This is a genomic window from Streptomyces sp. AHA2 (assembly GCF_036857595.1).
Classification (GTDB): domain Bacteria; phylum Actinomycetota; class Actinomycetes; order Streptomycetales; family Streptomycetaceae; genus Streptomyces.
This window is the reverse complement of record NZ_JAUQWJ010000010.1, coordinates 135,037-158,642: the sequence shown is the minus strand read 5'-3', so window position 1 is coordinate 158,642 and position 23,606 is coordinate 135,037. Positions and strand designations below refer to the sequence as shown.

Annotated in this window: 21 protein-coding genes; 11 read left to right on the top strand and 10 right to left on the bottom strand. The window is 72.9% G+C overall.

The genetic code is table 11. From position 1 onward, the window contains the following. Positions 1–2: 2 nt before the first annotated feature. Entirely contained in the window at positions 3–413 is a 411-nt protein-coding gene (locus Q5694_RS21630; protein WP_333934852.1) for an FMN-binding protein, read from the bottom strand. A 13-nt stretch (positions 414–426) separates the two neighbouring features. Beyond that, on the bottom strand, positions 427–1,713 hold the full coding sequence (locus Q5694_RS21625) for a ferredoxin reductase family protein (protein WP_443040918.1): 1,287 nt from the start codon (positions 1,711–1,713) through the stop codon (positions 427–429). 207 nt (positions 1,714–1,920) lie between these two features. On the opposite strand from Q5694_RS21625, the gene Q5694_RS21620 reads away from it, so the two are divergent. The 6 genes from Q5694_RS21620 to Q5694_RS21595 all read left to right on the top strand — a co-directional run bounded on the left by Q5694_RS21620 (position 1,921) and on the right by Q5694_RS21595 (position 7,672). Continuing rightward, the gene (locus tag Q5694_RS21620) at positions 1,921–2,619 is read left to right on the top strand and encodes a response regulator transcription factor (protein WP_333934850.1); all 699 of its coding nucleotides are present in this window, start codon (positions 1,921–1,923) and stop codon (positions 2,617–2,619) included. Next, complete coding sequence (locus Q5694_RS21615) at positions 2,616–4,073, top strand: sensor histidine kinase (protein WP_333934849.1); 1,458 nt, start codon at positions 2,616–2,618, stop codon at positions 4,071–4,073. The genes Q5694_RS21620 and Q5694_RS21615 overlap by 4 nt, the downstream gene beginning before the upstream one ends. Before the next feature lie 83 nt (positions 4,074–4,156). After that, positions 4,157–5,281 (top strand): ABC transporter ATP-binding protein, encoded by a 1,125-nt coding sequence (locus tag Q5694_RS21610; protein WP_333934848.1) that lies wholly within the window; start codon positions 4,157–4,159, stop codon positions 5,279–5,281. Continuing rightward, entirely contained in the window at positions 5,278–5,979 is a 702-nt protein-coding gene (locus Q5694_RS21605) for an ABC transporter permease (RefSeq protein ID WP_333934847.1), read from the top strand. Before Q5694_RS21610 ends, Q5694_RS21605 begins: the two co-directional genes overlap by 4 nt. Continuing rightward, the gene (locus tag Q5694_RS21600) at positions 5,976–6,641 is read left to right on the top strand and encodes an ABC transporter permease (RefSeq protein WP_333934846.1); all 666 of its coding nucleotides are present in this window, start codon (positions 5,976–5,978) and stop codon (positions 6,639–6,641) included. The genes Q5694_RS21605 and Q5694_RS21600 overlap by 4 nt, the downstream gene beginning before the upstream one ends. Positions 6,642–6,718: 77 nt before the next feature. Beyond that, on the top strand, positions 6,719–7,672 hold the full coding sequence (locus tag Q5694_RS21595) for an ABC transporter substrate-binding protein (RefSeq protein WP_333934845.1): 954 nt from the start codon (positions 6,719–6,721) through the stop codon (positions 7,670–7,672). A 67-nt stretch (positions 7,673–7,739) separates the two neighbouring features. On the opposite strand, the gene Q5694_RS21590 is transcribed toward Q5694_RS21595, so the two are convergent. The 7 genes from Q5694_RS21590 to Q5694_RS21560 all read right to left on the bottom strand — a co-directional run bounded on the left by Q5694_RS21590 (position 7,740) and on the right by Q5694_RS21560 (position 14,573). Next, positions 7,740–8,321 (bottom strand): GTP-binding protein, encoded by a 582-nt coding sequence (locus tag Q5694_RS21590; RefSeq protein WP_333934844.1) that lies wholly within the window; start codon positions 8,319–8,321, stop codon positions 7,740–7,742. Beyond that, a complete protein-coding gene (locus Q5694_RS21585) occupies positions 8,308–8,667 on the bottom strand; it encodes a DUF742 domain-containing protein (protein ID WP_333934843.1) in 360 nt (119 codons plus the stop codon). The genes Q5694_RS21590 and Q5694_RS21585 overlap by 14 nt, the downstream gene beginning before the upstream one ends. 1 nt (position 8,668) lies before the next feature. Next, complete coding sequence (locus Q5694_RS21580; protein ID WP_333934841.1) at positions 8,669–9,100, bottom strand: roadblock/LC7 domain-containing protein; 432 nt, start codon at positions 9,098–9,100, stop codon at positions 8,669–8,671. A gap of 14 nt (positions 9,101–9,114) precedes the next feature. Beyond that, positions 9,115–11,601 carry a sensor histidine kinase gene (locus Q5694_RS21575; protein WP_333934840.1) on the bottom strand — a complete coding sequence of 829 codons (2,487 nt, stop codon included), beginning with the start codon at positions 11,599–11,601 and terminating at the stop codon, positions 9,115–9,117. A gap of 178 nt (positions 11,602–11,779) precedes the next feature. Further along, positions 11,780–12,781, bottom strand: coding sequence for a substrate-binding domain-containing protein (locus Q5694_RS21570; protein WP_333934839.1), 1,002 nt, complete (start codon positions 12,779–12,781; stop codon positions 11,780–11,782). A gap of 671 nt (positions 12,782–13,452) precedes the next feature. Then, complete coding sequence (locus Q5694_RS21565; protein ID WP_333934838.1) at positions 13,453–13,905, bottom strand: DUF6114 domain-containing protein; 453 nt, start codon at positions 13,903–13,905, stop codon at positions 13,453–13,455. After that, on the bottom strand, positions 13,905–14,573 hold the full coding sequence (locus Q5694_RS21560; RefSeq protein ID WP_333934837.1) for a DUF6230 family protein: 669 nt from the start codon (positions 14,571–14,573) through the stop codon (positions 13,905–13,907). Before Q5694_RS21560 ends, Q5694_RS21565 begins: the two co-directional genes overlap by 1 nt. 632 nt (positions 14,574–15,205) lie before the next feature. On the opposite strand from Q5694_RS21560, the gene Q5694_RS21555 reads away from it, so the two are divergent. Then, complete coding sequence (locus tag Q5694_RS21555; RefSeq protein WP_333934836.1) at positions 15,206–15,847, top strand: Tat pathway signal sequence domain protein; 642 nt, start codon at positions 15,206–15,208, stop codon at positions 15,845–15,847. An 18-nt stretch (positions 15,848–15,865) separates the two neighbouring features. On the opposite strand, the gene Q5694_RS21550 is transcribed toward Q5694_RS21555, so the two are convergent. Further along, a complete protein-coding gene (locus Q5694_RS21550; protein WP_333934835.1) occupies positions 15,866–16,798 on the bottom strand; it encodes a lytic polysaccharide monooxygenase in 933 nt (310 codons plus the stop codon). A 357-nt stretch (positions 16,799–17,155) separates the two neighbouring features. On the opposite strand from Q5694_RS21550, the gene Q5694_RS21545 reads away from it, so the two are divergent. The 4 genes from Q5694_RS21545 to cyc2 all read left to right on the top strand — a co-directional run bounded on the left by Q5694_RS21545 (position 17,156) and on the right by cyc2 (position 23,452). Beyond that, the gene (locus Q5694_RS21545; protein WP_333934834.1) at positions 17,156–18,955 is read left to right on the top strand and encodes a S8 family peptidase; all 1,800 of its coding nucleotides are present in this window, start codon (positions 17,156–17,158) and stop codon (positions 18,953–18,955) included. Between the two features lie 294 nt (positions 18,956–19,249). Continuing rightward, positions 19,250–19,897, top strand: a complete 648-nt coding sequence (locus Q5694_RS21540) for a ScbR family autoregulator-binding transcription factor (RefSeq protein WP_333934833.1) — start codon at positions 19,250–19,252, stop codon at positions 19,895–19,897. Positions 19,898–19,953: 56 nt separating this feature from the next. Then, positions 19,954–21,141, top strand: a complete 1,188-nt coding sequence (locus tag Q5694_RS21535) for a damage-control phosphatase ARMT1 family protein (RefSeq protein WP_333934832.1) — start codon at positions 19,954–19,956, stop codon at positions 21,139–21,141. Between the two features lie 145 nt (positions 21,142–21,286). Further along, positions 21,287–23,452, top strand: coding sequence for a germacradienol/geosmin synthase Cyc2 (gene cyc2, locus Q5694_RS21530; protein ID WP_333934831.1), 2,166 nt, complete (start codon positions 21,287–21,289; stop codon positions 23,450–23,452). The last annotated feature ends 154 nt before the right edge of the window (positions 23,453–23,606 follow it).

The window sequence follows — 23,606 nt, the reverse complement described above, 5'->3', positions numbered from 1 at the left end:
GCTCAGCCCTGCGCGTCGAGGGCGGCCTGGAGGGACTCCCGGTAGCCGTCGCTGGTGACCGTCGCCCCGGACACGGTGTCGACGTCGGCGCTCTGCACCCGCAGCGTCTCCTCGATCAGCCGCGGCACCGCGGCCGTGGTCTGCGGGTGGTCCGGCTGCCGCAGCATCCGCACCGAGGCGATCGTGCCGCCCTCGAAGGTCACCTCGACCTGCACCGGCCCCTTCTCGGTGTCGACCGTGGGACCGGCGACGACCGTGGCACCGCCGCCCGAGGAGGACACCGACGGCGTGGACGCCGGGGCCGGGACCGCGGCCGAGGCCGACGGGGAACCGGTGTCGGGCGACGGGGCGTAACGCCAGACCGGGACCAGGCCCGCGACGCTGAGGACGAGGACGGGTACGGCTCGTTTCACGACGGTCTCCTCGTCATCCGGCCAGGCTGAAGCGTTCGAAATGGATCTGCGGCCGGGGCACGCCCAGCGCGCGCAGCGAGGCCAGCACCGCGGTCATCATCGGCGGTGGGCCGCACAGATAGACGTCCCGGCCGGCGATGTCCGGCACCAGCCGGGCCAGTTCCCCCGCAGCCAGCCGGTCGGGCACCGGCGGGCCGGTCACCACGTGCAGGTCGGCGCCCTTGGCGCGGGCGAGGTCGCTCAGTTCGCCGTGCAGGACCGCGTCCCGGTCCGCGGCGACCCGGTAGATCACCACCGCGTGACCGTCCAGCTCCTCCAGCAGCGCCCGGATCGGCGTCACCCCCACGCCCCCGGCGATGAGCACCGCGTCCGGGCGGGTGCGGTGCAGGGTGGTGAAGGCGCCGTAAGGGCCCTCGGCGAAGACACGCGTGCCCGGCCGCAGGTGCCGCAGGGCCGCGCTGCCCGCACCGGCCCGCTTGACGGTCAGCCGGAGCGTGCGGCCGTCCGGCGCGGCGGACAGGGAGAACGGGTTCGCCTGCCACCAGCGGTCCCTGGTCAGGAACCGCCACAGGAAGAACTGCCCGGCCCGCGCGGGCAGCCGGCCGAGATCGCGGCCGGTGACGTAGACCGACACCACGTCGTCGTTCTCCGGGACGACGGCCGTCACGCGCAGCCGGTGCCGCAGGTTGCGCCACAGCGGCAGCACCAGCCGGCCCGCGAACACCGAGCCGAGGGCCGCGCCCCACACCCCGTACCAGTACGCCGTCGCCGCCGGGGACGAGGTGAAGGTCGTCCCCGCCGCGACCTGGTGGGTGAAGGCCAGCACCACCGCCACATAGGTGTACAGATGAATGAAGTGCCAGGTCTCGTACGCCAGCCGGCGCCGGGCGGCGCGGGCCGACACGGCGCCGACGACGAGGAGCAGCCCGAGGGCGACGATCGCGCGCAGCACGCCCTCGACCGTCCCGGCGAGGTCCACCAACTGGTCCAGCGGGTCCAGGGACGAGGAGTGCGCGTAGCCGAGGACGACGAACACCGCGTGCGCCAGGAGCAGCCACAGCACCGACATGCCCGTCCAGCGGTGCCAGGACGTCAGCCGGTCCATGCCGATCCGCCGGTCGAACCACGGCAGCCGGGCCACCAGCAGCAGCTGGAACGCCATGAGCAGGGCCGCGTACAGGCCGGTCAGCCGGCCCAGCACGATCAGCGCGTTCGAGGCGAAACCGGCCTGGACGAAGAACACGGCCACCACGACCGCGTTGGCGAGGAGCACCGCGTACAGGCCGGTGCGGCCCACCACGCGGGGGCGCACCCCCGGCCGGGTCGCCGCGGGGGGTTGTCGGAGGGTCGTCACCGTCGGCAGCTCCTCGATCGGGTCCTGGGGAGACCGAGCTTGGCCCGGGGGAGCTGTCGGGAAGCTGTCACCCGACTTTCAAGTGGTTATCGATCCCGCGGGCAGGAGCCGGGCGGCTATGGCGGCCCCGGACCCGTACCGCAGTATGTGGGCGTGGAGAAAGTACGACTTCTCGTCGTCGACGACGACCCGCCGATCGCCGACCTCGTGGCGACCGTCGCCCGCTACGAGGGCTGGGAGGCGGTCACCGCGTACACCGGCGAGGACGCGCTGCGGCGGGCCGCCGACTTCCACCCGGACATCGTGGTGCTCGACCTGATGCTGCCCGGCGTGGACGGCTTCGGCGTCCTGGACCGGCTGCGGGCCTCCGGCACGATGGTGCCGGTGGTCTTCCTCACCGCCCGCGACGGTGTCGCCGACCGGGTCGCGGGCCTGACCCGGGGCGGCGACGACTACCTCGTCAAACCGTTCGCGGTGGAGGAGCTGATGGCCAGGCTGCGGACCGTGCTGCGGCGCAGCGCCGGGCCGTCCTTCCAGCGGTCCGTGCTCCGGGTCGGCGACCTGTCGATGGACGAGGACACCCGCGAGGTGCGGCGCGGCGAGAGGCTGCTGTCCCTGACCCCGACCGAGTACGAGGTGCTGCGCTACCTGCTGCGCAAGTCGCCCACCGTGCTCACCAAGGCGCAGATCCTCGACCACGTGTGGGAGTACGGCTTCGGCGGCCGCTCCAACGTCGTCGAACTGGTCGTCAGCAGGCTGCGCCGCAAACTCGACGAGTCCGGCGACGGCGCCGCCCCGCTGATCCACACCGTGCGGGGCTTCGGATACGTGCTGCGGCAGGCCGCCGAGTGATCGCACGGCTGAGGGGGACCTACCGCAGGATGCGCCTGGGCACCCGGCTGGCCCTGGGCCTGGGCGCCCTGTCCCTGGTCGTGTTCGCCGTCGTCGGCACGGCCATGACCACGTACATGCGCGACTACCTGTCGGCCCAGCTCGACACCCAGCTCGCCCAGGCGCAGATCGCCCAGTCCAAGAGCATCGCCGACTACGGCACCCTCTCGGGCAAGAAGTACTACAGCTGGTTCTACGCCGTCTACGACGTGTCGGACGGCAGGCCCGAGCTGCGCCGGCCGGAGGACCCGGTCGACCTGCCGAAGGACGTCGACGACTTCACCGCCCTGGCCTCCGCGCAGACCGCCGCGCACACGGAACTGCTGCGCACCGAGCACCTGAGGGGCGCGGGCACCTACCGGCTGCGCGCCTGCGAGGTCGAGCCCGGGGTGGTCCTGGTCAGCGCCGCGCCCATGGGCGAGATCCAGGACACGGTCGGGCAGCTGATCACCGTCCAGGTCGTCACCTTCGCGCTCGCTTTGCTCGCCCTGGTCGTCTTCGGCCGCCGGATGCTGCGCCGCGGCCTGAAACCGCTCAGCGACATGGCGACCACCGCGCACGGCATCGCCTCCCACGACCTGACCGAGTCGGCGGCCCGGTTGCCGCTGCGCGCCGACGGCCGTGACGGCGGGCCCGAGGTGGACGAACTGCGCACCGCCTTCAACACGATGCTGGAACACATCGACGACTCCCTCGCCGTGCGCGCCGAGGCCGAACAACGGCTGCGCCGGTTCGTCGCCGACGCCTCCCACGAGCTGCGCACCCCGCTGATGTCGGTGCGCGGCTACGCCGACCTCTTCCAGTACGCCGCCGCCAACGCCCCCGCCGAACGCGACCGCCACCTGGCCCGGCTGCGCGCCGAGGCCGCCCGCATGGGCGTGCTCCTGGACGACCTGCTGCTGCTCGCCAGGCTGGACGCGGCCGAGGTGGACACGCCCCTGCGCCTGGAGGACGCCGACCTGACCGAACTGGTGGGCCAGGCCGCGGAGGCCTTCCGCGCCGGCCGCCCCGACCACCCCCTGACCGTATCGGCGGATTCCGGTCCGGTTCGGCTGCGGGTGGACCCGCTGCGCCTGCGCCAGGTCCTGGACAACCTGCTGACCAACGCCGCGGTGCACACCCCGGCCGGGACGCGGGTGTCGGTGGAGGTGCGCGCGGTGCCCGGTGCCGCCGAGGTGCGGGTCCGCGACACCGGACCCGGCATCCCGCCCGAGGACCGGGCCCGGGTCTTCGACCGCTTCTACCGCGTCGACAAGGCCCGCAGCCGCGACCGCGGCGGCAGCGGTCTCGGCCTCGCGGTCGCCCGCTCCCTGGTCCACGCCCACGGCGGCCGGATCGAGGTCACGAGTGAACCGGGGACGACGGTGTTCACCGTCCGCCTGCCGGTGCGGGAAGCGGCCCCCGCGGGCCCCTGACGTGCGCCCTCTAGACTCGCTCGGGACAACAGCGCGCACGACCACGGCCAGCAGCGTCCGCCAACCCGAAGGGCCCCGGCGTCTTGATACGGATGGAATCAGTCACCAAGCGGTACCCGGACGGCACGGTGGCCGTCGACCGGCTGTCCCTGGAGATACCCGACCGCTCGATCACCGTCCTCGTCGGGCCGTCGGGCTGCGGCAAGACCACCACCCTGCGCATGATCAACCGGATGGTCGAACCGAGCGAGGGAACGATCCTCCTCGACGGCGAGGACATCCAGCACCGCCCCGTGACCGCCCTGCGCCGGTCGATGGGCTACGTCATCCAGAACGCCGGGCTCTTCCAGCACCGCACGATCGTCGACAACATCGCCACCGTGCCCCGCATGCTCGGCTGGGGCAGGCACAAGGCCCGGGCGCGGGCCGCCGAACTCATGGAACGCGTCGGCCTCGACCCCGCCCTCGCCAAGCGCTACCCCTACCAGCTCTCCGGCGGCCAGCAGCAGCGCGTCGGCGTGGCCCGGGCCCTGGCCGCCGACCCGCCCGTGCTGCTGATGGACGAACCGTTCTCGGCCGTCGACCCGGTGGTCCGCAAGGGACTCCAGGACGAACTGCTGCGTATCCAGGACGAACTGGGCAAGACCATCGTCTTCGTCACCCACGACATCGACGAGGCGATCAAACTCGGCACGACGGTCGCCGTCCTGCGCGAGGGCGGCCGCCTCGCCCAGTACGCCCCGCCCGCCGAGCTGCTGTCGAACCCCGCCGACGCCTTCGTCGAGGACTTCCTCGGCGCCGACCGCGGCATCCGGCGGCTGTCGTTCTTCCCCTCCACCGAACTCCCCCTGGACGACGGCCCGGTGATCCCGCTCGACGCCACCGCCGAGCAGATCGCCGCCGCCGGCGCCCCCTGGCTGCTGGTGACCGGCGCCGACGGCCGCCCACTCGGCTGGGGCGAGCCGAGCGCCCTGACGGCCGGCACCATCACGCCCGGCGAACTCCTCCCGTACGGACGGCCGTTCGTGCCGGGCATCGACTCGCTGCGGACCGCCCTCGACAGCGCCGTGCTCTCCCCGGCCGGTCACGCCGTCGCCGTCGACGACGCCGGGCGGGTGACCGGGGTGGTGTCCCAGGCGGCCATCGGCGAGGCCATCCGCAGCGCCCACACGGCCGACCGGGCCGACGAGGCCAAGGTCGCCTCGTGAACCTCGACCGCCTCTTCGACATCCCGAGCGACCTCCAGCACGGCTGGCCCGGCCTGATCGGACTGCACCTGCGCGAGGCCCTGCTGCCCGTACTGGCCGGACTGCTGCTCGCCCTGCCGCTCGCCCAGCTGTGCGTCCGCTTCCGCTGGCTGTACCCGCCCGTCCTCGGCCTCACCACCGTCCTCTACGCGGTGCCGTCCCTGGCCTTCTTCGTCGTCCTCATCGACTACACCGGCCAGACCGAACTGACCGTGATGATCCCGCTGGCCGTCTACAGCCTCGTGGTGCTCGTCCCGGCCATCGTCGACGGTGTGCGCTCGGTACCGCAGGAGACCCTCGCCGCCGCCACCGCCATGGGCTACGGGCCCGTACGCCGGTACGCGCAGGTGCAGTTGCCGATCGCCGTGCCCGCCCTCATCGCCGGGCTGCGGGTCGCCACCGTCTCCAGCATCTCCCTGGTCAGCGTCGGCGCCCTGATCGGCAACCAGGGCGCCCTCGGCAACCTGCTCGCCGCCGCGCAGAAGTACGACCGCCCCGAACTGGCCCTGAACTCCGTGCTCACCACGGCCGTCCTGGCCATCGTCTGCGACGCCCTGCTGGTCCTGCTGCGCATCGGGCTGACCCCCTGGATGCCCGGCGGCAGGCGCCCGAAGACGGCCTCGCGGCAGCGGCCCGTGCCCCAGGACGTGATGCGGTGAACGTACTGAACTTCGTCCAGGCCTTCTTCGGCGACAGCGCCCACTGGCACGGTTACGACGGCATCCCGCAACGCCTGCTGGAGCACGTCCAGTACTCGCTGCTGGCGCTGGCGCTCGCCGCCGCGATCGGCCTGCCGCTCGGGCTGCTGACCGGCCACACCGGGCGCGGCGGCAACGCGCTGGCCCTCATCGCCACCGCCGCCCGCGCGCTGCCCAGTTTCGGGCTGCTGGTGCTCATCGTCATCGTGATGGGCTTCGGCCTGCTGCCGGTGATGATCCCGCTGGTCGTCCTCGCCGTCCCGCCGATCCTGGTGACGACCTACGAGGCGGTCCGCTCCGTCGACCCGTCCCCGGTGGACGCCGCCCGCGGCATGGGCATGCGCGAGTCGCGGATCCTCTTCCAGGTCGAACTGCCCGTCGCCCTGCCGCTGATCCTGAGCGGCCTGCGCTCGGCGGCCGTCCAGATCGTTTCCACGGCCACCATCGCCGCCTACGTCAGCCTCGGCGGCCTCGGCCGGTACATCGTCGACGGGCTCTACCAGCGCGACTACGAGAAGGTGGTCGGCGGCGCCACCCTGGTCGCCGTCCTGGCGCTCGTCACGCTGGGCGTGTTCTGGGCGGCGGGACGCCTGGCCGTGTCGCCCGGTGTGCGCAGACGATGAATCCCTATCGATCTCGTAGGGAAACCGTGACCAGGGCGACCTTGACTGATCGCGAGGCCGCTGGATTGGATCGACGGATGACTTCCACCGCGCGCAACAGCTGGTCCAGGACGAGGAACACCGGTGCGGCGGCCGTCGCGCTCGCCGCGACGGCGCTGCTCGCGGGCTGTTCGTCCGGTGACACCTCCGACGACCCCCTGGCAGGCGAGAAGGCCGAGAAGGGCACCGTCGTCGTCGGCTCCAACAACTTCGCCGAGTCCACCCTGCTCGCCGACATCTACGGCGAGGCGCTCAAGGCCAAGGGCGTCAAGGTCGCCTACAAGCACAACATCGGCAGCCGCGAGACCACCTACGGCCTGATGAAGAACGGCTCCGTCACCGTGCTCCCCGAGTACAACGGGTCGCTGCTCGCCTATCTGGACCCCGAGGCCGAGCAGAAGTCCGCGGACGCCGTGAACGAGGCCGTCAAGGCCGAGCTGGACAAGAAGCTGACGCTGCTGAACTCCTCGCCGGCCGAGAACAAGGACTCGGTCACCGTCAACGCCGAGACCGCGAAGAAGTACGAACTGACCTCCTCCTCCACCCTGGCCGACCTCAAGGACGCGGCTGCCGACCTGGTGATCGGCGGGTCGCCCGAGTTCCAGACCCGGCACCAGGGCCTGAAGGGCCTGAAGTCCGTGTACGGGCTCGAGTTCAAGTCCTTCAAGGCGCTCGACGCGGGCGGCCCGCTCACCCAGGCGGCGCTGACCCGCAACACCGTCCAGGCGGCCGACGTCTTCACCACGGACCCGACCATCGTGAAGGAGAAGTTCGTCGTCCTGAAGGACCCGGAGAACCTGTTCGGGTTCGCCAACGTCACCCCGCTGGTGAACAGGAGCGGACTGCCGAAGGAGGGTGCCGAGGCGCTCGACGCGGTCTCCGCGAAGCTGGACACCCGCACGCTCCTGGACCTGGACGCCCAGGTCCAGCTGGAGAAGAAGGACCCGCTCGACGTCGCCAGGGCGTGGCTGAAGTCGGCGGGCCTGAGCTGACCGACCGGCGGTGAGCACCCGGGCGGCGAAGGCCGCCGGGGTGCTCACCGCCGAACGGCGAGCGGCCCTACGCCCGGACCGCCGACGCGATCAGCTGGTCGATCAGGGCGATCAGCACGTCCCGGCACGACTCCCTCTCCCGCGCGTCGCACAGCAGCACCTGCACGTGCTCCGGCACCGCGAGCGCCTCCCTGATGTCCTCCGGCGGATACGGGTGCTCCCCGTGGAAGCCGTTGACGGCGACGACGAACGGGATGCCCCGGCGCTCGAAGAAGTCGATCGCGGCGAAACTCGACTCCGGGCGGCGGACGTCGACCAGCACCACGGCGCCGAGCGCGCCGAGGGCCAGGTCGTTCCACATGAACCAGAAGCGCTGCTGGCCCGGCGTGCCGAACAGGTACAGCACCAGGTCCCGGCTGATGGTGATGCGGCCGAAGTCCAGGGCCACGGTGGTGGCCCGCTTCTCCTCGATGCCCTCCAGGTCGTCGACCCCGAGGCCGGCCATGGTCAGGGGTTCCTCGGTGCGCAGCGGGGCGATCTCGCTGACCGATCCGACCAGGGTGGTCTTGCCGACGCCGAAGCCCCCGGCGATGAGGATCTTGACCGTGTCGGGTGCGGAGGCGTCGGTGACGACGTCAGAGCCGGCCAAGGCCGTCCCTCACTTTCTGCAGCAGGTCCAAATCCGGTGTGGTGCGGGTGACGAGACGCGGCGGCCGGACCGTGATCCGGCCCGCCTCCAGCAGATCGCAGAGCAGGATCACGACCACGCTCACCGGCAGGTCCAGCCGGGCCGCCAGTTCGGCCACGGCGACCGGCTCGGCGCACAGCCGCAGGATCCGCAGGTGCTCGGGCTGGCAGCGGACCGCCGCGGCCGGCGGGGGATCGACCGCGGTGACCGTCGAGATGAGCGTGAAGTCGCCGCGGCTGGGCCGCGTCCGGCCGCCGGTCAGCGTGAACGGTCTGACCAGCCGGCCCGCCGGATCGCCTTCGCCCACCTCACACGCCGGGATCGGTCGCGGGCCCGGCCGTGCCGCGCGGTGCCGCGCTGAGGTGCTCGCCGATCTTCTTCACCAGCATGTTCATCTGGTACGCCACCACGCCCACGTCGGCGCCCGGCCCGGTCAGCACCACCAGGTGGGCGCCGGGTCCGGCGGAGGTCAGGATCAGGTAGCTGTTGGCCATCTCGATCAGCGCCTGGCGCACCGGACCACCCCGGAAGTCCATGCTGACGCCCTTGCTGAGACTCATCAGCCCGGACGCGGTCGCCGCGAGCCGCTCGGCGTCGTCGCGCAGGAAACCGGTGGACTTGCTGACCACCAGGCCGTCCTCGGAGAGCACCACGGCCTGGTTCACGTCGGCGACCCGCTCCACGAGTCCGGTCAGCAGCTGGTCGAGCTGGGTGTGCGTGGCGGGGATGGGGCGTGTCATTGCGGTGTCCTTCGTCAGCGGTCGGCGGGCGGAGTCGAGGGAACGGGGCCGGGGTCGGCCTGCCGGGGTGGTGCGGCCGTCTCCCCGGCGGCCGGCGGCTCGTCGCCGTCCCGGGCCCGGAGGGTGCCGCGCTGGAAGCCGGCCAGGGAGGAGGCGGCCGCCTCGGCGGTGAAGTCGTCGGGGAAGCCGTCCTCGGGGGCGGGCGCGGCGTCCTCGCGCAGTTCCTCCACCAGGCTGGTCTGGGGCACGCGGCGCGGCAGCGGGGCGAGGCCGTCGGTGCGGGGGACGACCGTACGGGCGGTGGCCGACGCGACGGACGGGGCCGTGCGGGCCGTGACGAGCGGTCGCGGCTCCCGCGCCCGCGCGGGACCGGCGGGACGGTCGGCCGTGCGCGACGCACCGGCGCCGCCTCGCGCTCCCGGCCGCTCCCCGTTCGTCTCGCCGTTCCCGGCCACGGGTGCCTCCCCGTCCGCCGGGGCGCCCCCGTGGGCCCCGGCGCCCGGCCGGTCCGCCGGACCCCGCGCCCCGGCCGCGCTCCCGGTCCGCCCGGCCCCCGGCGCCTCGCCACCGGGCGTCTCGCGCACCACGATCTCGTGCGGCACCAGCACGATCCCCGTGGTCCCGCCGTACGGCGACGGGCGCAGGGTGACGGTGATGCCGTGCCGGTGGGCCAGCTGGGCGATGACGAACATGCCCAGGCGCAGGTCGTCGGCGAGCGCGACGACGTCGAACTGCGGGGGCACGGCGAGCTGTTCGTTGAAGGAGGCGTAGTCCTCCTCCGACATGCCGAGCCCGCGGTCCTCGATCTCCACGGCCAGTCCCCTGGCCACCATCGTGGCCCGCACCGTGACCGGGCTCGGGGCGGGGGAGTAGGCGGTCGCGTTGTCGATGAGCTCGGCCAGCAGGTGGATGACGTCGGCCACCGCGGGCGGCGCCACACACACCTCCTCCTCGGTGTGCACCTCCACCCGCTGGTACTCGGCGACCTCGCCGATCGCGCTGCGCAGGATGTCGATCAGCGCGACGGGCTCGGTCCAGCTGCGGCCGGGCCGTTCGCCGCTGACGATGACGAGGTTCTCCTCGTAGCGGCGCAACTGGCTGGCGGTGGAGTCCAGTTCGTACAGGCCCTGGAGGATCTCGGGGTCGGTGTGCCGGCGTTCCAGCGTGTCGAGCTTGCTCAGCTGCAGGTTGACCAGGTTCTGGCTCTGCCGGGCGATGCCCAGGATGACCTTCTGGAAGCCCCGCCGGGTGTCGGCGAGTTCGACCGCCGTGTGCACGGCCGTGCGCTGGGCGGTGTTGAACGCCTGTGCCACCTGGCCGAGTTCGTCGTTGCCGTAGTCCAGCGGGGGCGTCGCCGACTCCGCGTCGACCGTCTCGCCCCGCTCCAGCCGGGCGACCACCTCCGGCAGCCGCTCCTGCGCCAGGCTGACGGCTGCCCGGCGCAGGCCGCGCAGCCGCCGCGACAGCGAGCGGGTGATCCGCCAGGACATGCCGACGCACAGCAGCAGCGCGATCAGTCCGCCGGCGCTGAGCAGCGCCGCCTTGAGCAGCAGGGCGTCCGCCCGGTCGGCACTGCGCTGGAGCAGGCCCGTCGTCTGCTGGTCGATGAGTCCCGCGTACTGCTCGGACAGCCGGTCCATGGCGGCGTCCCACCGCTGCCGCTCGTCGGGCAGGGCGATCCGGTCGCGGGCGGAGGAGGAGGCGCGGGCCGCCAGCACCCGGTCCTCGACCGACTCCAGTGCCCGCCACTGCGGTCCCGCCATGATCCGCTCGGTCTGCGCCTTGGCGCCGCCGGTCAGCTGCGGCAGCACCTGGTCCTGCACGAGCCAGCGGCGGGTGTGGACCAGCTCCGTGAACCGCGTCCACGCCTTGTCGTCCATGTGCCCGGACGGCCAGGCCAGGGTCAGCTGCGCGTCCTCCCGCGAGACCAGCTCCGCCGCGTGCTCCAGCCCGACCAGCGGCCCGGCCTGCGAGGTGAGATCCCCGTCGTCGACCTGGGACAGCGCCTGGAAGGCGTGGATCTGGTCGTCGATGATCGAGGAGTACTGGTCCAGCGCCTGCTGGGGGGTGATGTCGGTGGGATCGTCCACCTGGTCCCGGTAGTACTCGAGACTGCCGACCGAGCCCAGGACCGAGTACAGCCGCTCGGAGATGCGGGCGGGCGCCTCTCCGATGGCGTCCGCTTGCGCGACCAGCCGGCCGACCGCCTCGTCGGTCTCCTCGCGTTGTGCCTCCAGGGCGGACCGGGAGCCCTTCGGCGAGGCCAGCCAGGCGGCCGACAGGCTGCGCTCCCGCTGCAGCGCCAGGGTCGCGTGGGTGCCCATCGCGCCGGTCGACCGGCTCAGTTCCGTCTGCTCGCGCAGCGTGAGCCCCTCCGAGAACATCTGGATCGTCGTCACGCCCCACATGGCGGCGAGGGTGACGCTCGGCACCAGGGCCAGGAGCACCAGGGAGATGCGTATGGAGCCGAGGTGGCGCCGGGCACCTGTCCGTCGAGACATCGTCGTCCTAGGGCGATCAGCGGGAGGCGGGGAACGGGGAGGGGAAGCGGTCGGGGAGGGCGGGAGCGGGGCGTGGGGGCGTGCCGGGCACGGCACGCGGGCTGCGCAGGATGCTATCCGCACACGTGGACGTACGGACCCTGCCCCGGGGAAACGTCGGCGTCACGAGGGCGTCCGGTCACCGGGTCCCGGCCGCGGCGAACCGGGCCACGGCCGACACGTTCGACCTCGTCACGAACGCCGGGCCGGTGAGGACCGGAGCCGTGCCGCCGCCGCTGACGTTGCCGTTGGTCCGGTACAGCCACAGGGCGTCCACCGCGAGGTAGCCCTGCAGGTACGGCTGCTGGTCCACGGCGAACTGCACCTCGCCGCCGCGGACGGCCTTGACGAGGTCCTTGTCGAGGTCGAAGGTGGCGACCTTCGCCCTGCTGCCCGCCTGCCGCGCGGCCTCGACCGCGCCGAGCGCGAACTGGGCGCCGTTGGTGACGACCTGGTCGATGCCCGAGTCCTGCCGCAACCGGGCGGTGATCGCGGCGGTCACCGCGTCCAGGTCGGTGCCGTCCACGTACAGGTTGTCGGTCTCACCGCCGAACGTCTTCTTCACACCGGCGCAGCGGGCCTCCAGCGCGACGTTGCCCCGCTCGTGCACGACGCACAGGGCGTGCTTGGCCTTGAGGCCGTCCAGCTTGTCGCCGACGGCCCGGCCCGCGACGGACTCGTCCTGGCCGAAGTACTCCAGGAGCCCCGCCGGACGCCAGGCGTCGATACCGGAGTTGAGTCCGACGACGGGGATGCCGGCCGCCTTCGCCTGGGCGACCGGACCGCGCATCGCCGCAGGTTTGGCCAGGGTCACGGCGATGCCGTCGACCTTGTCGCGGACGGCGTCGCGCACCAGGTCGGCCTGGGCGGCGGGATCGGCGTCCCCGGCGTAGGTGAGGTCGATGCCGTCCTTGGCGGCCGCCGCCTCGGCGCCCTTGCGCACCAGGTCCCAGAACGCGTCGCCCTCCCCGCCGTGGGTGACGAGGGCGACGCGCATCCCGCCGCCGGAGCGCGCCGGGTCCGCGCCGTCCCCGTCGTCGCCCAGGGCCGAACAGCCGGACAGCAGCAGACACACGGCGAACGCCAGCGCCGCGACCCGGACGGGACCGGCCGGGGTGTGCGGCGGGGGAGGAGTGTTCATGAGGGGCGGACCTCGCTGTGCGGCCGAGCAAGAGCAGGAGGAGAGTGCGGACGGGGCCGCGGGAGGGGACACCGGCCGGACGACTCTCGCTGGCCGGAGCCAACCCTGTGTGACCACCGGTCGTCAAGTGAGCAGCCACCAGCAGTGAGTTGATGCTGCCGCATCGTGATGATCTGTCCGACCGGCCGAACAAGTACTCCCGGGCTGCGGGGTGCGGGCCGGCGTCCGCAGCGGCGCGCACGCACGGGCGCGCTCACGGGTCCGCAGTGCGGGCCAGCTCGGCTCGGTGTGCTCACGAGTGGGCGTGGTGCGGCCCGTTGGGGGTGGGCTTCCGGGTCCGGCGCGGTGGGCTCGCGTGGGCGTGGGGGGCTCCTGCGCATCGGGCGTCCGGCGCGGTCGATCACGCGGGCATGGGCGTGGGGCGGCCGTGCGCGCACGCCTCCGGCGTCCGGCGTGGTGCGCTTGCGGGGGCCCTCGGGCCGCCGTCGCAGTGCGACGGCACCGGCGCGCTCGTCGGGCCCGTCGACGCGCAGGCCCGGAAGCGAGGTGCAGGCCCCTGACGGCAGGAACCGGCAGGCTGCGACCGACCCCGACCCCGACCCCGACCCCGGCCCCCTTCCCGGGCCGGGGCGGTGCAGCGGTGGACGCCGGGCGGGCGGCGCCCGGGCCGGTCAGGCCCGCTGCGCCGGGATCCTCCCGGTCGCGGCGGCCCGTGCGGCCCTGGCCTCCTTCCGGCGCCTGCGGCGGCCGACCCGGGGCTCCTGGTCCGGGAGCCAGCCGAAGGTGAGGCAGCTGCCGACGACGCCCAGCAGCAGTCCGACGAAGAAGCCGCCCAGGTTCGACGTCATCCAGCTGCCCAGGGAGACGAGCACGCCGACGACGGAGTAGAACAGCCGCTGGGCGGGGTTGGCGAGCACGAGCACGCCGCACAGCAGCATCACCACCGGCAGCAGATAGCCGGCCAGGCCCTGCATGCCGACGTGCAGGACGACGTCCAGCGAGGCCCTGAGGGTGAGCAGGATCTCCGCCCCGCCCAGGGCGAGCAGCAGCCCGCCCCAGAACGGACGGCCGGCCCGCCACCGGCGGAAGGCGGGCCGGAACCCGCCGCGCGGGCCGCCCGGCATCAGCAGCCCGATCCGCTGAAGCCCAGCTTCAGTCCGGGCAGCTTGAACACCCCTGCGGTCGTGGCGTAGTTGGTCTGCCGCAGGTTTGCGATGTGCACGGTGTCGGACTGCTGGCTGAACACGCCCTTCGGGCCGCGGCCCTGCGGCCCCGCCTTGTCCAGGGTGCTGGCGTCGTTGCCGATCTCGATGTTGTCGAACGCCGCGTCACCCGACAGCTCGGTCGAGTCGGTCGTCAGGTCGCTCGCGGTGACCTTCTGGGCGCCGCCGCCGGCCCTGATCACCAGGTTCGTGCCGCCGAGGTCGACGCTCTGGCACAGCTTGGTGAGAGTCGCCTTCTTGATCACGGAGGTGACGACCAGGACCTGCCCGCCGGTGTCACCCGCGTTCGGGCTGTCCTCGGCCATCTCGTCCAGGCCGCCGAACTGCGCGAAGCCGGTGCCGTTCAGCTCGGTCGCGGTGACGGTGAACGGCATGCCGGAGATGGCGAACTGCACGCCCAGCGCGCCCTGCGCGGTGAGCACGGCGAGGGTCGCGGCGACCAGGGTGGCCGGCACCGCCATCACCGCCGCCCGGCGCGCCCGGACCCGTCCGCGCCGCGCGGGGGCGTCGCCGGGGGCGGCGGGGCCGTCCGGTCTCTCGGGGAGGTGCTCGGTGGAGGAGGTGGTCATGTCAGCTCCAGGTGCATGTCGGTGCGGATCGGACGTCGTGGGCGCGCTGTCCTGGCGCGGACACCGACCGCGTGCGCAGGCCCCCTCGCAACTCCCGGCTGTCGCAAGGGCTTTCCCGTTACGCCGCAGTAGCCGACGAGGAAGTTACCGGGGGTTACATCAAGGGTCAAGGGACGTGTGGACACAGAGTGGGGACGGTGTCCCGCAGGTGAGTCCCCGGTGTTCCGGAAGACTCACTCGGTGCACAACTCCCTTACACCGCCTTGACGTTGACTCCGGGCCAGGTCTACAACTCTCCTCGTCCCATCGGATCCGTGGCGCCGGATCCGCCGCGCGGTGCCGTCCGCGCCTTCCGGACCCCACCCGTACCGCACGGCAGCTCGTCGCCCGGCGTCCCCGAACGGGCTTTCCCTCGCCCGCGTTCCGCTCGCACGGCACGACCGCACCGTCGATCACCGTCGGCAGCCACCCCCGCCCGGCCGGCGGACCGGCGCCCGTGTGCGCCCTCCGACCGGCCGCGGCCGGCCGTCGCCGGTCCGCCTCGTAGGGAGAAGGCGTGACGGACCGGCGACGGCGGACGCGCCGTCCTCCCCGACCCCCGCACCCCACGCCAGCGAAAGAGGTACACCCGCATGCGCACTCGCACCCTGATCGCCCTCACCGCCGCCGTCGCCGCCCTGGGCCTGGCCGCCCCCGCCTCGGCCGCCGACACCCCGGTGCTGACCACCGCCGACGGCGCCGCCGTCGCGGTCGGCGCGGTCCTCGACGCCTCCCTGGCCGAGGGCACCGCCGCGACCTTCCGCTCCAGCGCGACCGGCACCAGCGGCATCTCCTGCACCGCGTCGGCGTTCTCCGCCACCGTCACCGACAACCCGGCCGCGCCCGGCACGGCCACCGAGTCGCTGAACTCGCACAGCTTCGCCACCAGCGGCTGTTCGGCCAACGTCACCGGAGTGCTCGGCGTCAGCGGCATCACCGTCGACAACCTGCCCTACACCGCGAGTGTGTCCTCCGGCGGCACCCTGTCCGTGACGCCGGCGGCCGGGTCCACCATCCAGTCCACCGTCAAACTGCGCACCCTGCTCGGCACCATCACCTGCGTCTACCAGGCACCCGCCCTGACCGGCACGGCGAGCAACGCCGACCACAGCATCTCGTTCACCAACCAGCAGTTCACCAAGGTGTCCGGCTCGTCCCTGTGCTTCGCCAACGCCTTCTTCACCGCGAAGTACGCCCCGGTGACCACGGGAGGCTCCGCGGTCACCGTCAACTGATCCGTCGTCCGGCCGAGTTCAGCGCCTGCGCAGGCGCATGACCAGGGCGGCGCCGCCGGTGAGCACCAGCACCGCCGCGGCGCCGCCCGCGAGCGTGCGCGAGGACGGGCCCGGCGCCGGTGCGGAGGCCGGTGACGTCCGGGCGCCCTGTGGCCGGGACCGGGGACCGTCCGTGCCGGGTGCGGCCGAGGCGCGGGCGCTCCCGTCCGGCCGGGGTGTCCCGGGAGCCGGAGCCGCCGGGGCGGTCGTCTCCACGCCCCCGGCCCCCTCCTTCTTCCCCGTGCCCTGCCCGCCTCCCTTCCGCGCGTTCGCCTCCCGCGCCGGGAACACCACGTCCGAGCAGGAGTAGTAGGTGTCCGGTGTGCTGCTGTTCTGCCACACCGTGTAGAGCACGTGACGCCCCACCCGGTCGGACGGCAGGGTCGCCGTGAAGCGGTAGGCGCCTGCCCTCAACGCCGGGTCGGTCACCCGCGCGAAAGGCTCCTTCGGCAGGTCGGCCCAGGTGAGCGGACGGGCCGGGTCGAATCCGGGCTTCGTCAGGTACAGCCGGAAGGTGCCGGTGTGCGGGATCGTCGAGGCGTACCGCAGGGCGAGCCTCGCGCCGGGCGCGACCCGGGTCGACGGCCAGTCGGCGCGGGGCAGGTCGAGGCCGCGGTAGGCGGGCAGGCCCCCGCTGCACAGCTTCCGGTCCGGCACGGCCTCGCGGTCCCGCCCGTTCACGTTCGCCACCCGCAGGTTGTCCCACGCCGTGAACGGCCCGCCGTTCGCGGCCACGGCCGCCCGGCACGCCGGTGTGCCGGCCCGCTCACCGCCCTCGGGGGAGCAGGCCACCACCCGGCTCACCGGATCCGTGGGCGCACCGTGCGCCGCGGCCGGCGTCGCCGTCCACAGCGGCAGCAGGGTGGTCAGCGCGGCGGCCGGCGCCGCGCGCCGGGCTGTCGTACGGAACATGTCCGGGTCTTCCTGGGCGGGCGGGAGGGTCGGTCATGCAGTACGGGAAACCGGGCCACCGCGTTCACTTCGCCACGACCTGTTCGAATCGGGCCATTCCCGCTCGACCGCCCTTCATCGAGGGTCCGTTCGCGATCGGATCGAGGGTTTCCCCCGTATCCCGGTGACCTTCCCTTTGCCTATCGTTCGACCACCGCTGACCCACAGGTAACCCCGAACGGGTCCGCGCCCCACTCGCGCCTGGCCGGCCATCGCGTCGCTCTCCGCTTTTCGAACCACCCCCACCTGCGCTTCGAGGACGAAGCGACCCCGCTGCCGCTCCGCCCCGTCGGAGTCCGGCCACGAAAGGCAACGACCGTGCGTACCTCCCCAGAGCCCAGACGGAAGCTGATATCCGTCGCCGCCGTCTCCGTCGTCCTGCTGACCGCCGCCCCCGCCTCGGTCGCCGTCGCCCAGGAGTCCGCCCCCCGCCCGGCCGCCGTCCCCGCGGCTCAGACGGAGGCCGCCCCGGGCACCACCGCCGAGCGCCTCATCGTCGGCTACAAGTCCGGCGCCGGCGAGGCCGCGTCCGACAAGGCGGCCGCCGCCGACGCCGCGGCCAAGGCCGAGAAGACCGGCGAGGACGTCGACTTCCGTCGCCGCCTCGGCACCGGTGCCGCCCTCGTCGACCTGGGTACCGACCCCTCCACGTCCTCCGTCGCCGACGTCGTGGCCGCCTACCGGGCCGACCCGCAGGTCGCCTACGTGGTGCCGGACCGGCTGAACAAGCCGACGGCCGTCACCCCCAACGACACCGACTACGGCAAGCAGTGGGACCTGTTCGAGGCCACCGCGGGCATGAACGTCCCGGGCGCCTGGGACACCACGACCGGCAGCGGCGTCACCGTCGCCGTCATCGACACCGGCTACGTCACGCACTCCGACCTGGCCGCGAACATCGTCGGCGGCTACGACTTCATCTCCGACACGGCCGTCTCCGTCGACGGCAACGGCCGCGACAGCAACCCGGCCGACCCGGGCGACTGGTACAACGCGGGCGAGTGCGGCGTGGGCGTCCCGGCCTCCACGTCCTCCTGGCACGGCACGCACGTGGCCGGCACCATCGCCGCCGCCACCAACAACGGCAAGGGCGTCGCCGGCATCGCCCACGGCGCGAAGATCTCCCCGCTCCGCGTCCTGGGCAAGTGCGGCGGTTACGACTCCGACATCATCGACGCCATCACCTGGGCGTCCGGCGGTTCGGTCTCCGGCGTCCCCGCCAACACCAACGTCGCCAAGGTCATCAACATGAGCCTCGGTGGGAGCGGCGCCTGCTCCAGCGCCACGCAGAGCGCCATCAACGGCGCGGTCAGCCGCGGTACCACGGTCGTCGTCGCCGCCGGCAACGAGAACACGAACGCCTCCGGCGCGTCCCCCGCGAACTGCTCGGGCGTCATCACCGTCGCCGCGACCAACCGCGCGGGCAGCAGGGCCTCGTACTCCAACTACGGCTCGGTCGTCGACATCTCCGCCCCCGGCGGCGAGACCCGGACGACCACCGCCAACGGCATCCTGTCCACGCTGAACTCCGGCACCAGGACGCCGTCGACCGAGAACTACGCCTTCTACCAGGGCACCAGCATGGCCGCCCCGCACATCGCGGGCCTCGCCGCGCTGATGAAGTCGGCCAACTCCGCCCTGACCCCGGCGCAGATCGAGTCGGCCGTCAAGGCCAACGCCCGTCCGCTGCCGGGCACCTGCTCCGGCGGCTGCGGCGCCGGCCTCGCGGACGCCGCGAAGACGGTCCAGGCCGTCAAGGGCGGTACGTCCACCGGCACCACCTTCTCCAGCGCCACCGCCGTCGCCATCCCGGACAACGGCGCCGCGATCGAGTCCCCGATCGGCGTCACCGGCCGCAGCGGCAACGCCCCCTCGGCCCTCCAGGTCGGCGTGGACATCACCCACACCTACCGCGGCGACCTCGTCATCGACCTGGTGGCCCCGGACGGCACGGCGTACCGCCTGAAGTCCGCCGCGTCGGACTCCGCGGACAACGTGAACACCACCTACACGGTGAACGCCTCCGGCGAGGTCGCCAACGGCACCTGGAAGCTGCGCGTGCAGGACACCGCGGCGCAGGACACGGGCACCCTCAACAGCTGGAAGCTGACCTTCTGATCCCTTCGATCTTTCCCTGACGGGAACTCACAACAGGGCGGGGCCACAAGCGGGCGGGCCGGCCGGTGCGGATGGGGCACCGGCCGGCCCGCCTTCGTGTCGACCCGCGGGATGCCCGAACTTCAAAAACCGGATGCGCTGTTTCCTGTCCACGGCCCGGAGTGCTATGCCGGAAGTGCCCCCGAATCGAGGCCCCCCTGCCCGGTGAACGCCGTCTGAGGGTGAGTTATCGTGTGCGGGGGGTAAAAACAAACGGCATGACCCGTTCATTTCCGTCCCGGGAGAGTTCAGCCGATGGCGAGGCAGTTGCGAGCCGAGCAGACCCGTTCGACGATCATCACGGCCGCCGCTGACCTGTTCGACCGCCGCGGCTACGAATCGACCAGTCTCAGCGACATCGTGGAGCACGCCCGCGTCACCAAGGGCGCCCTGTACTTCCACTTCGCGGCCAAGGAGGACCTCGCCCACGCGATCCTCGAACGCCAGTCGCTCACCGCCCGGCGGCTGGCGACGGAGACCGAGAACCGCGGCCACACGTCCCTGGAGGCGCTGATGCGCCTCACGTTCGGCATCACCCGCCAGTCCGTCGACGACCCGGTCCTGCGCGCCGGACTCCGGCTCGCCACCGGCGGGATCCGCCCCCGGCCGCCGCTGAGCCACCCGTTCAACGAGTGGCTGGACATCGTCACGGCCCGGCTCGTCGGCGCGGTCAAGGAGTCCGACGTCCACCCCGACATCGACATCGACGTCGTCGCCCACTCGCTGGTCTGCTTCTTCGTCGGCACGCGCGTGGTGGGCCGCTCCCGCGAACCCGTCGCCCGCCAGCCGCGCCGCACGGCGGAGATGTGGACCATACTCATCCGCGGCCTGGTCCCGGTGACCCGCCGCGCCCGCTACCTGAGCCTCGCGGCCCGCCTGGAGCGGGAGATCGCGCCGGTGTGACCGGCACGGCGGGCGCCTCGTCCGGCGCGCACCGCACGCGCGTTACGGTGAGGCCCATGCCCGACACCTCCCACCCACCCGTGCTCCTCGGCGACCGGCCGTTCCCGCACAGTGTGCTGGCCGAGCGGCACCCGGCGATCATCCGGCAGGTCCGCGAGGCCCTCCCGTACGGCCCGGCGCAGCACCGCGCACTCGACGAGCTGCTCGCCGAATGCACCGAGGGCCGGATCGAACCCCTCCCCGCCGACGCGCACGACCGTGCCCGCTGGGCGGACTGGGGGCTGAACGCGTACGTGGGCCGGTCATGGTTCGAGGTGCCGTGGCTGTGGTCGGAGAGCTGGTTCTACCGTCGGCTGCTCCAGGCGGTCGGCTACTTCGGGACCGGGCCCTGGCAGGGCGTCGACCCCTTCCGGCCGTCCAAACAGGCCGAACTCGACTCCGCCGGGACCGACGAGGAACTGGCCGCGCTCGACGCACTCGACGCCCGTCCCGCCGAGGAGCGGGAGCGCGCCCTGCTGCACGGCTCCCTGTGGGGCAACCGCGCCGACCTAGGCTTCCGCCTGTCGGCGCAAGGCGCCCGGCAGGCGGACGCGGTGCCCGGTCTCGTCGCCGACGACAGCGACCGGCTCCGGTCGCTGCTCGACGCCCCGGGCGGCCCGGGCCCGCGCACCCTGTGCCTGGTCGCCGACAACGCCGGCCGCGAACTCGTCCCCGATCTGCTGCTCCTGGCCCACCTGCTGGCCACCGGCCGCATCGACCGGGCCGTCCTGCACGTCAAGCCGTACCCCTACTACGTGTCCGACGCCACCACCGCCGACGTCGTCGACGCCCTGCGCCGCCTGACGGGCGCCGGGGGAGCGGCCGCCCGGTACGGACGGCAGCTGTGGTCCGCCCTCGCCGACGGGCGCCTCACCCTGCGCGCCCACCCCTTCTCCTGCGCCCCGCTGCCCTACGCGGAGATGCCCGCCGACCTGCGCGCCGAATGCGCCTCGGCCACGCTGACGGTGTTCAAGGGAGACCTCAACTACCGCCGCCTGGTGGGCGACCGGCTCTGGCCGCCCACCACGCCCTTCGCCGACGTCACCGCCTGGTTCCCCGGTCCCGTCGCCGCGCTGCGCACCCTCAAGTCCGACGTGATCACCGGCCTGGACGCGGACACCGAGGCCCGGCTGGACGCGACGGAGGGCGGACGCTGGCGCACCGGCGGCACCCACGCCCTGATCCAGGTGAACGTCCCCGGCTAGCGGCCCGGCGACGGCCAGCGGTACCGCCCACGAGGGAACGCATCGCCACGGGGCGGAAGTCGCCGGTTCGCCTCCGATTCACGCGATGGTGTGATCATGTCCGGGGTGGTGGATGCGCCCAGGGGGCGGTGGGTAACCCCCGGCCATGACGCAGCCGTTCGAGCTCCCGCACTTCTACATGCCGCATCCCGCGCGGCTCAACCCGCACCTCGACGAGGCCCGTGCCCACTCGACCGCGTGGGCACGCGAGATGGGCATGCTGGAGGGATCCGGCGTCTGGGAGCAGGCCGACCTCGACGCGCACGACTACGGCCTGCTCTGCGCCTACACCCACCCCGACTGCGACGGTCCCGCGCTCTCCCTCGTCACCGACTGGTACGTGTGGGTCTTCTTCTTCGACGACCACTTCCTGGAGAAGTACAAGCGCAGCCAGGACCGCGCCGCCGGCAAGGCCCACCTGGACCGGCTGCCCCTGTTCATGCCGCTGGACCTGTCGGCGGCCGTGCCGCAGCCGCAGAACCCGGTCGAGGCCGGCCTCGCCGACCTCTGGGCGCGCACGGTGCCGGCGATGTCCGAGGACTGGCGCCGCCGCTTCGCCGTGGCCACCGAGCACCTGCTCAACGAGTCGATGTGGGAGCTGTCCAACATCAACGAGGGGCGGATCGCCAACCCCGTCGAGTACATCGAGATGCGCCGCAAGGTGGGCGGCGCCCCCTGGTCGGCGGGGCTCGTGGAGTACGCCACCGCCGAGGTGCCCGCCTCCGTCGCCGGCTCCAGGCCGCTGCGGGTGCTCATGGAGACGTTCTCCGACGCCGTGCACCTGCGCAACGACCTGTTCTCCTACCAGCGCGAGGTCGAGGACGAGGGAGAGAACAGCAACGGCGTGCTCGTACTGGAGACCTTCTTCGGCTGCACCACCCAGGAGGCCGCCGACACGGTCAACGACGTCCTCACCTCCCGGCTGCACCAGTTCGAGCACACGGCGTTCACCGAAGTGCCCGCCCTGGCCCTGGAGAAGGGGCTGCGCCCGGACGAGGTCGCGGCCGTGGCGGCGTACACCAAAGGGCTGCAGGACTGGCAGTCGGGCGGCCACGAGTGGCACCTGCGCTCCAGCCGCTACATGAACGAGAACGCCGTGCGCGGCGGCAGTCCCTGGCCGGGCTGCACGGGCCCCGGCACCTCCGCCGCCGACGTGCGGGCCCTGCTCGCCTCCGCCGGAGCCGAGCGGACGCGGTCCTACACGCACGTGCCCTACCAGAAGGTCGGACCTTCGCAGATCCCCGACATCAGGATGCCGTTCCCGCTCCAGCTCAGCCCGCACCTGGACAACTCCCGCGCCAACCTGCGCGCCTGGGTGACCCGGATGGGCATCCTGTCCGAGGGCGTCTGGGACGAGGACAAGCTCCGCGCCTACGACCTGCCCCTGTGCGCCGCCGGCCTCGACCCGGACGCCACCCAGGAGGCCCTCGACCTCAGCTCGCAGTGGCTGGCCTGGGGCACCTACGGCGACGACTACTACCCCCTGGTGTACGGCCACCGCCGCGATCTGGCCGCCGCCCGGATCACCACGGCCCGCCTGTCCGACTGCATGCCCGTCGACGGCAGCGCGCCACCGGCGCCGGTGAACGCCATGGAGCGCAGCCTGATCGACCTGTGGCTGCGCACCACGGCCGCGATGACGCCCGACGAGCGGCGCACGCTCAAGAACGCGATCGACTCGATGACCGAGAGCTGGGTGTGGGAGCTGTCCAACCAGCTCCAGAACCGCGTCCCCGACCCGGTCGACTACCTGGAGATGCGCCGGTCGACGTTCGGCTCGGACCTGACCCTGAGCCTGTGCCGGATGGGCCACGGCCCGGCGGTCCCGCCCGAGGTGTACCGCAGCGGCCCGGTCCGCTCCCTGGAGAACGCCGCGATGGACTTCGCGTGCCTGCTCAACGACGTCTTCTCGTACCAGAAGGAGATCGAGTTCGAGGGCGAGATCCACAACGCGATCCTCGTCGTGCAGTCCTTCTTCGGCTGCGACTATCCGACGGGACTCGGCATCGTGCACGACCTGATGAGCCAGCGCATGCGTCAGTTCGAGCACGTCGTCGAACACGAACTGCCCGTGCTGTACGACGACTTCCGGCTGTCGGACGAGGCGCGTGCCGCGATGGGGACGTACGTGGCGGACCTGCGCAACTGGATGTCCGGGATCCTCAACTGGCACCGGAACGTCGACCGTTACAAGGACGCCTGGCTGTCCCGGCGCGCCCACGGGTTCCTGCCCGACCGGCCGCCGGCCGTGCCCGTACCGGCCTTCCGCTGAGGAACGCGGCCCGCCCGGTGCGGGCCGCAGCGCCCTGCCGTCCCGCGGCTCGCGTCCGCACCCGCCCACGGGTGCGGACGCGAGCCGCGTCCGCGTCCCGCCGTCCTCCCCTGCCCCCTGGGGCTCCTCAGGCCTCCTCAGGGGGCTCCTTGTC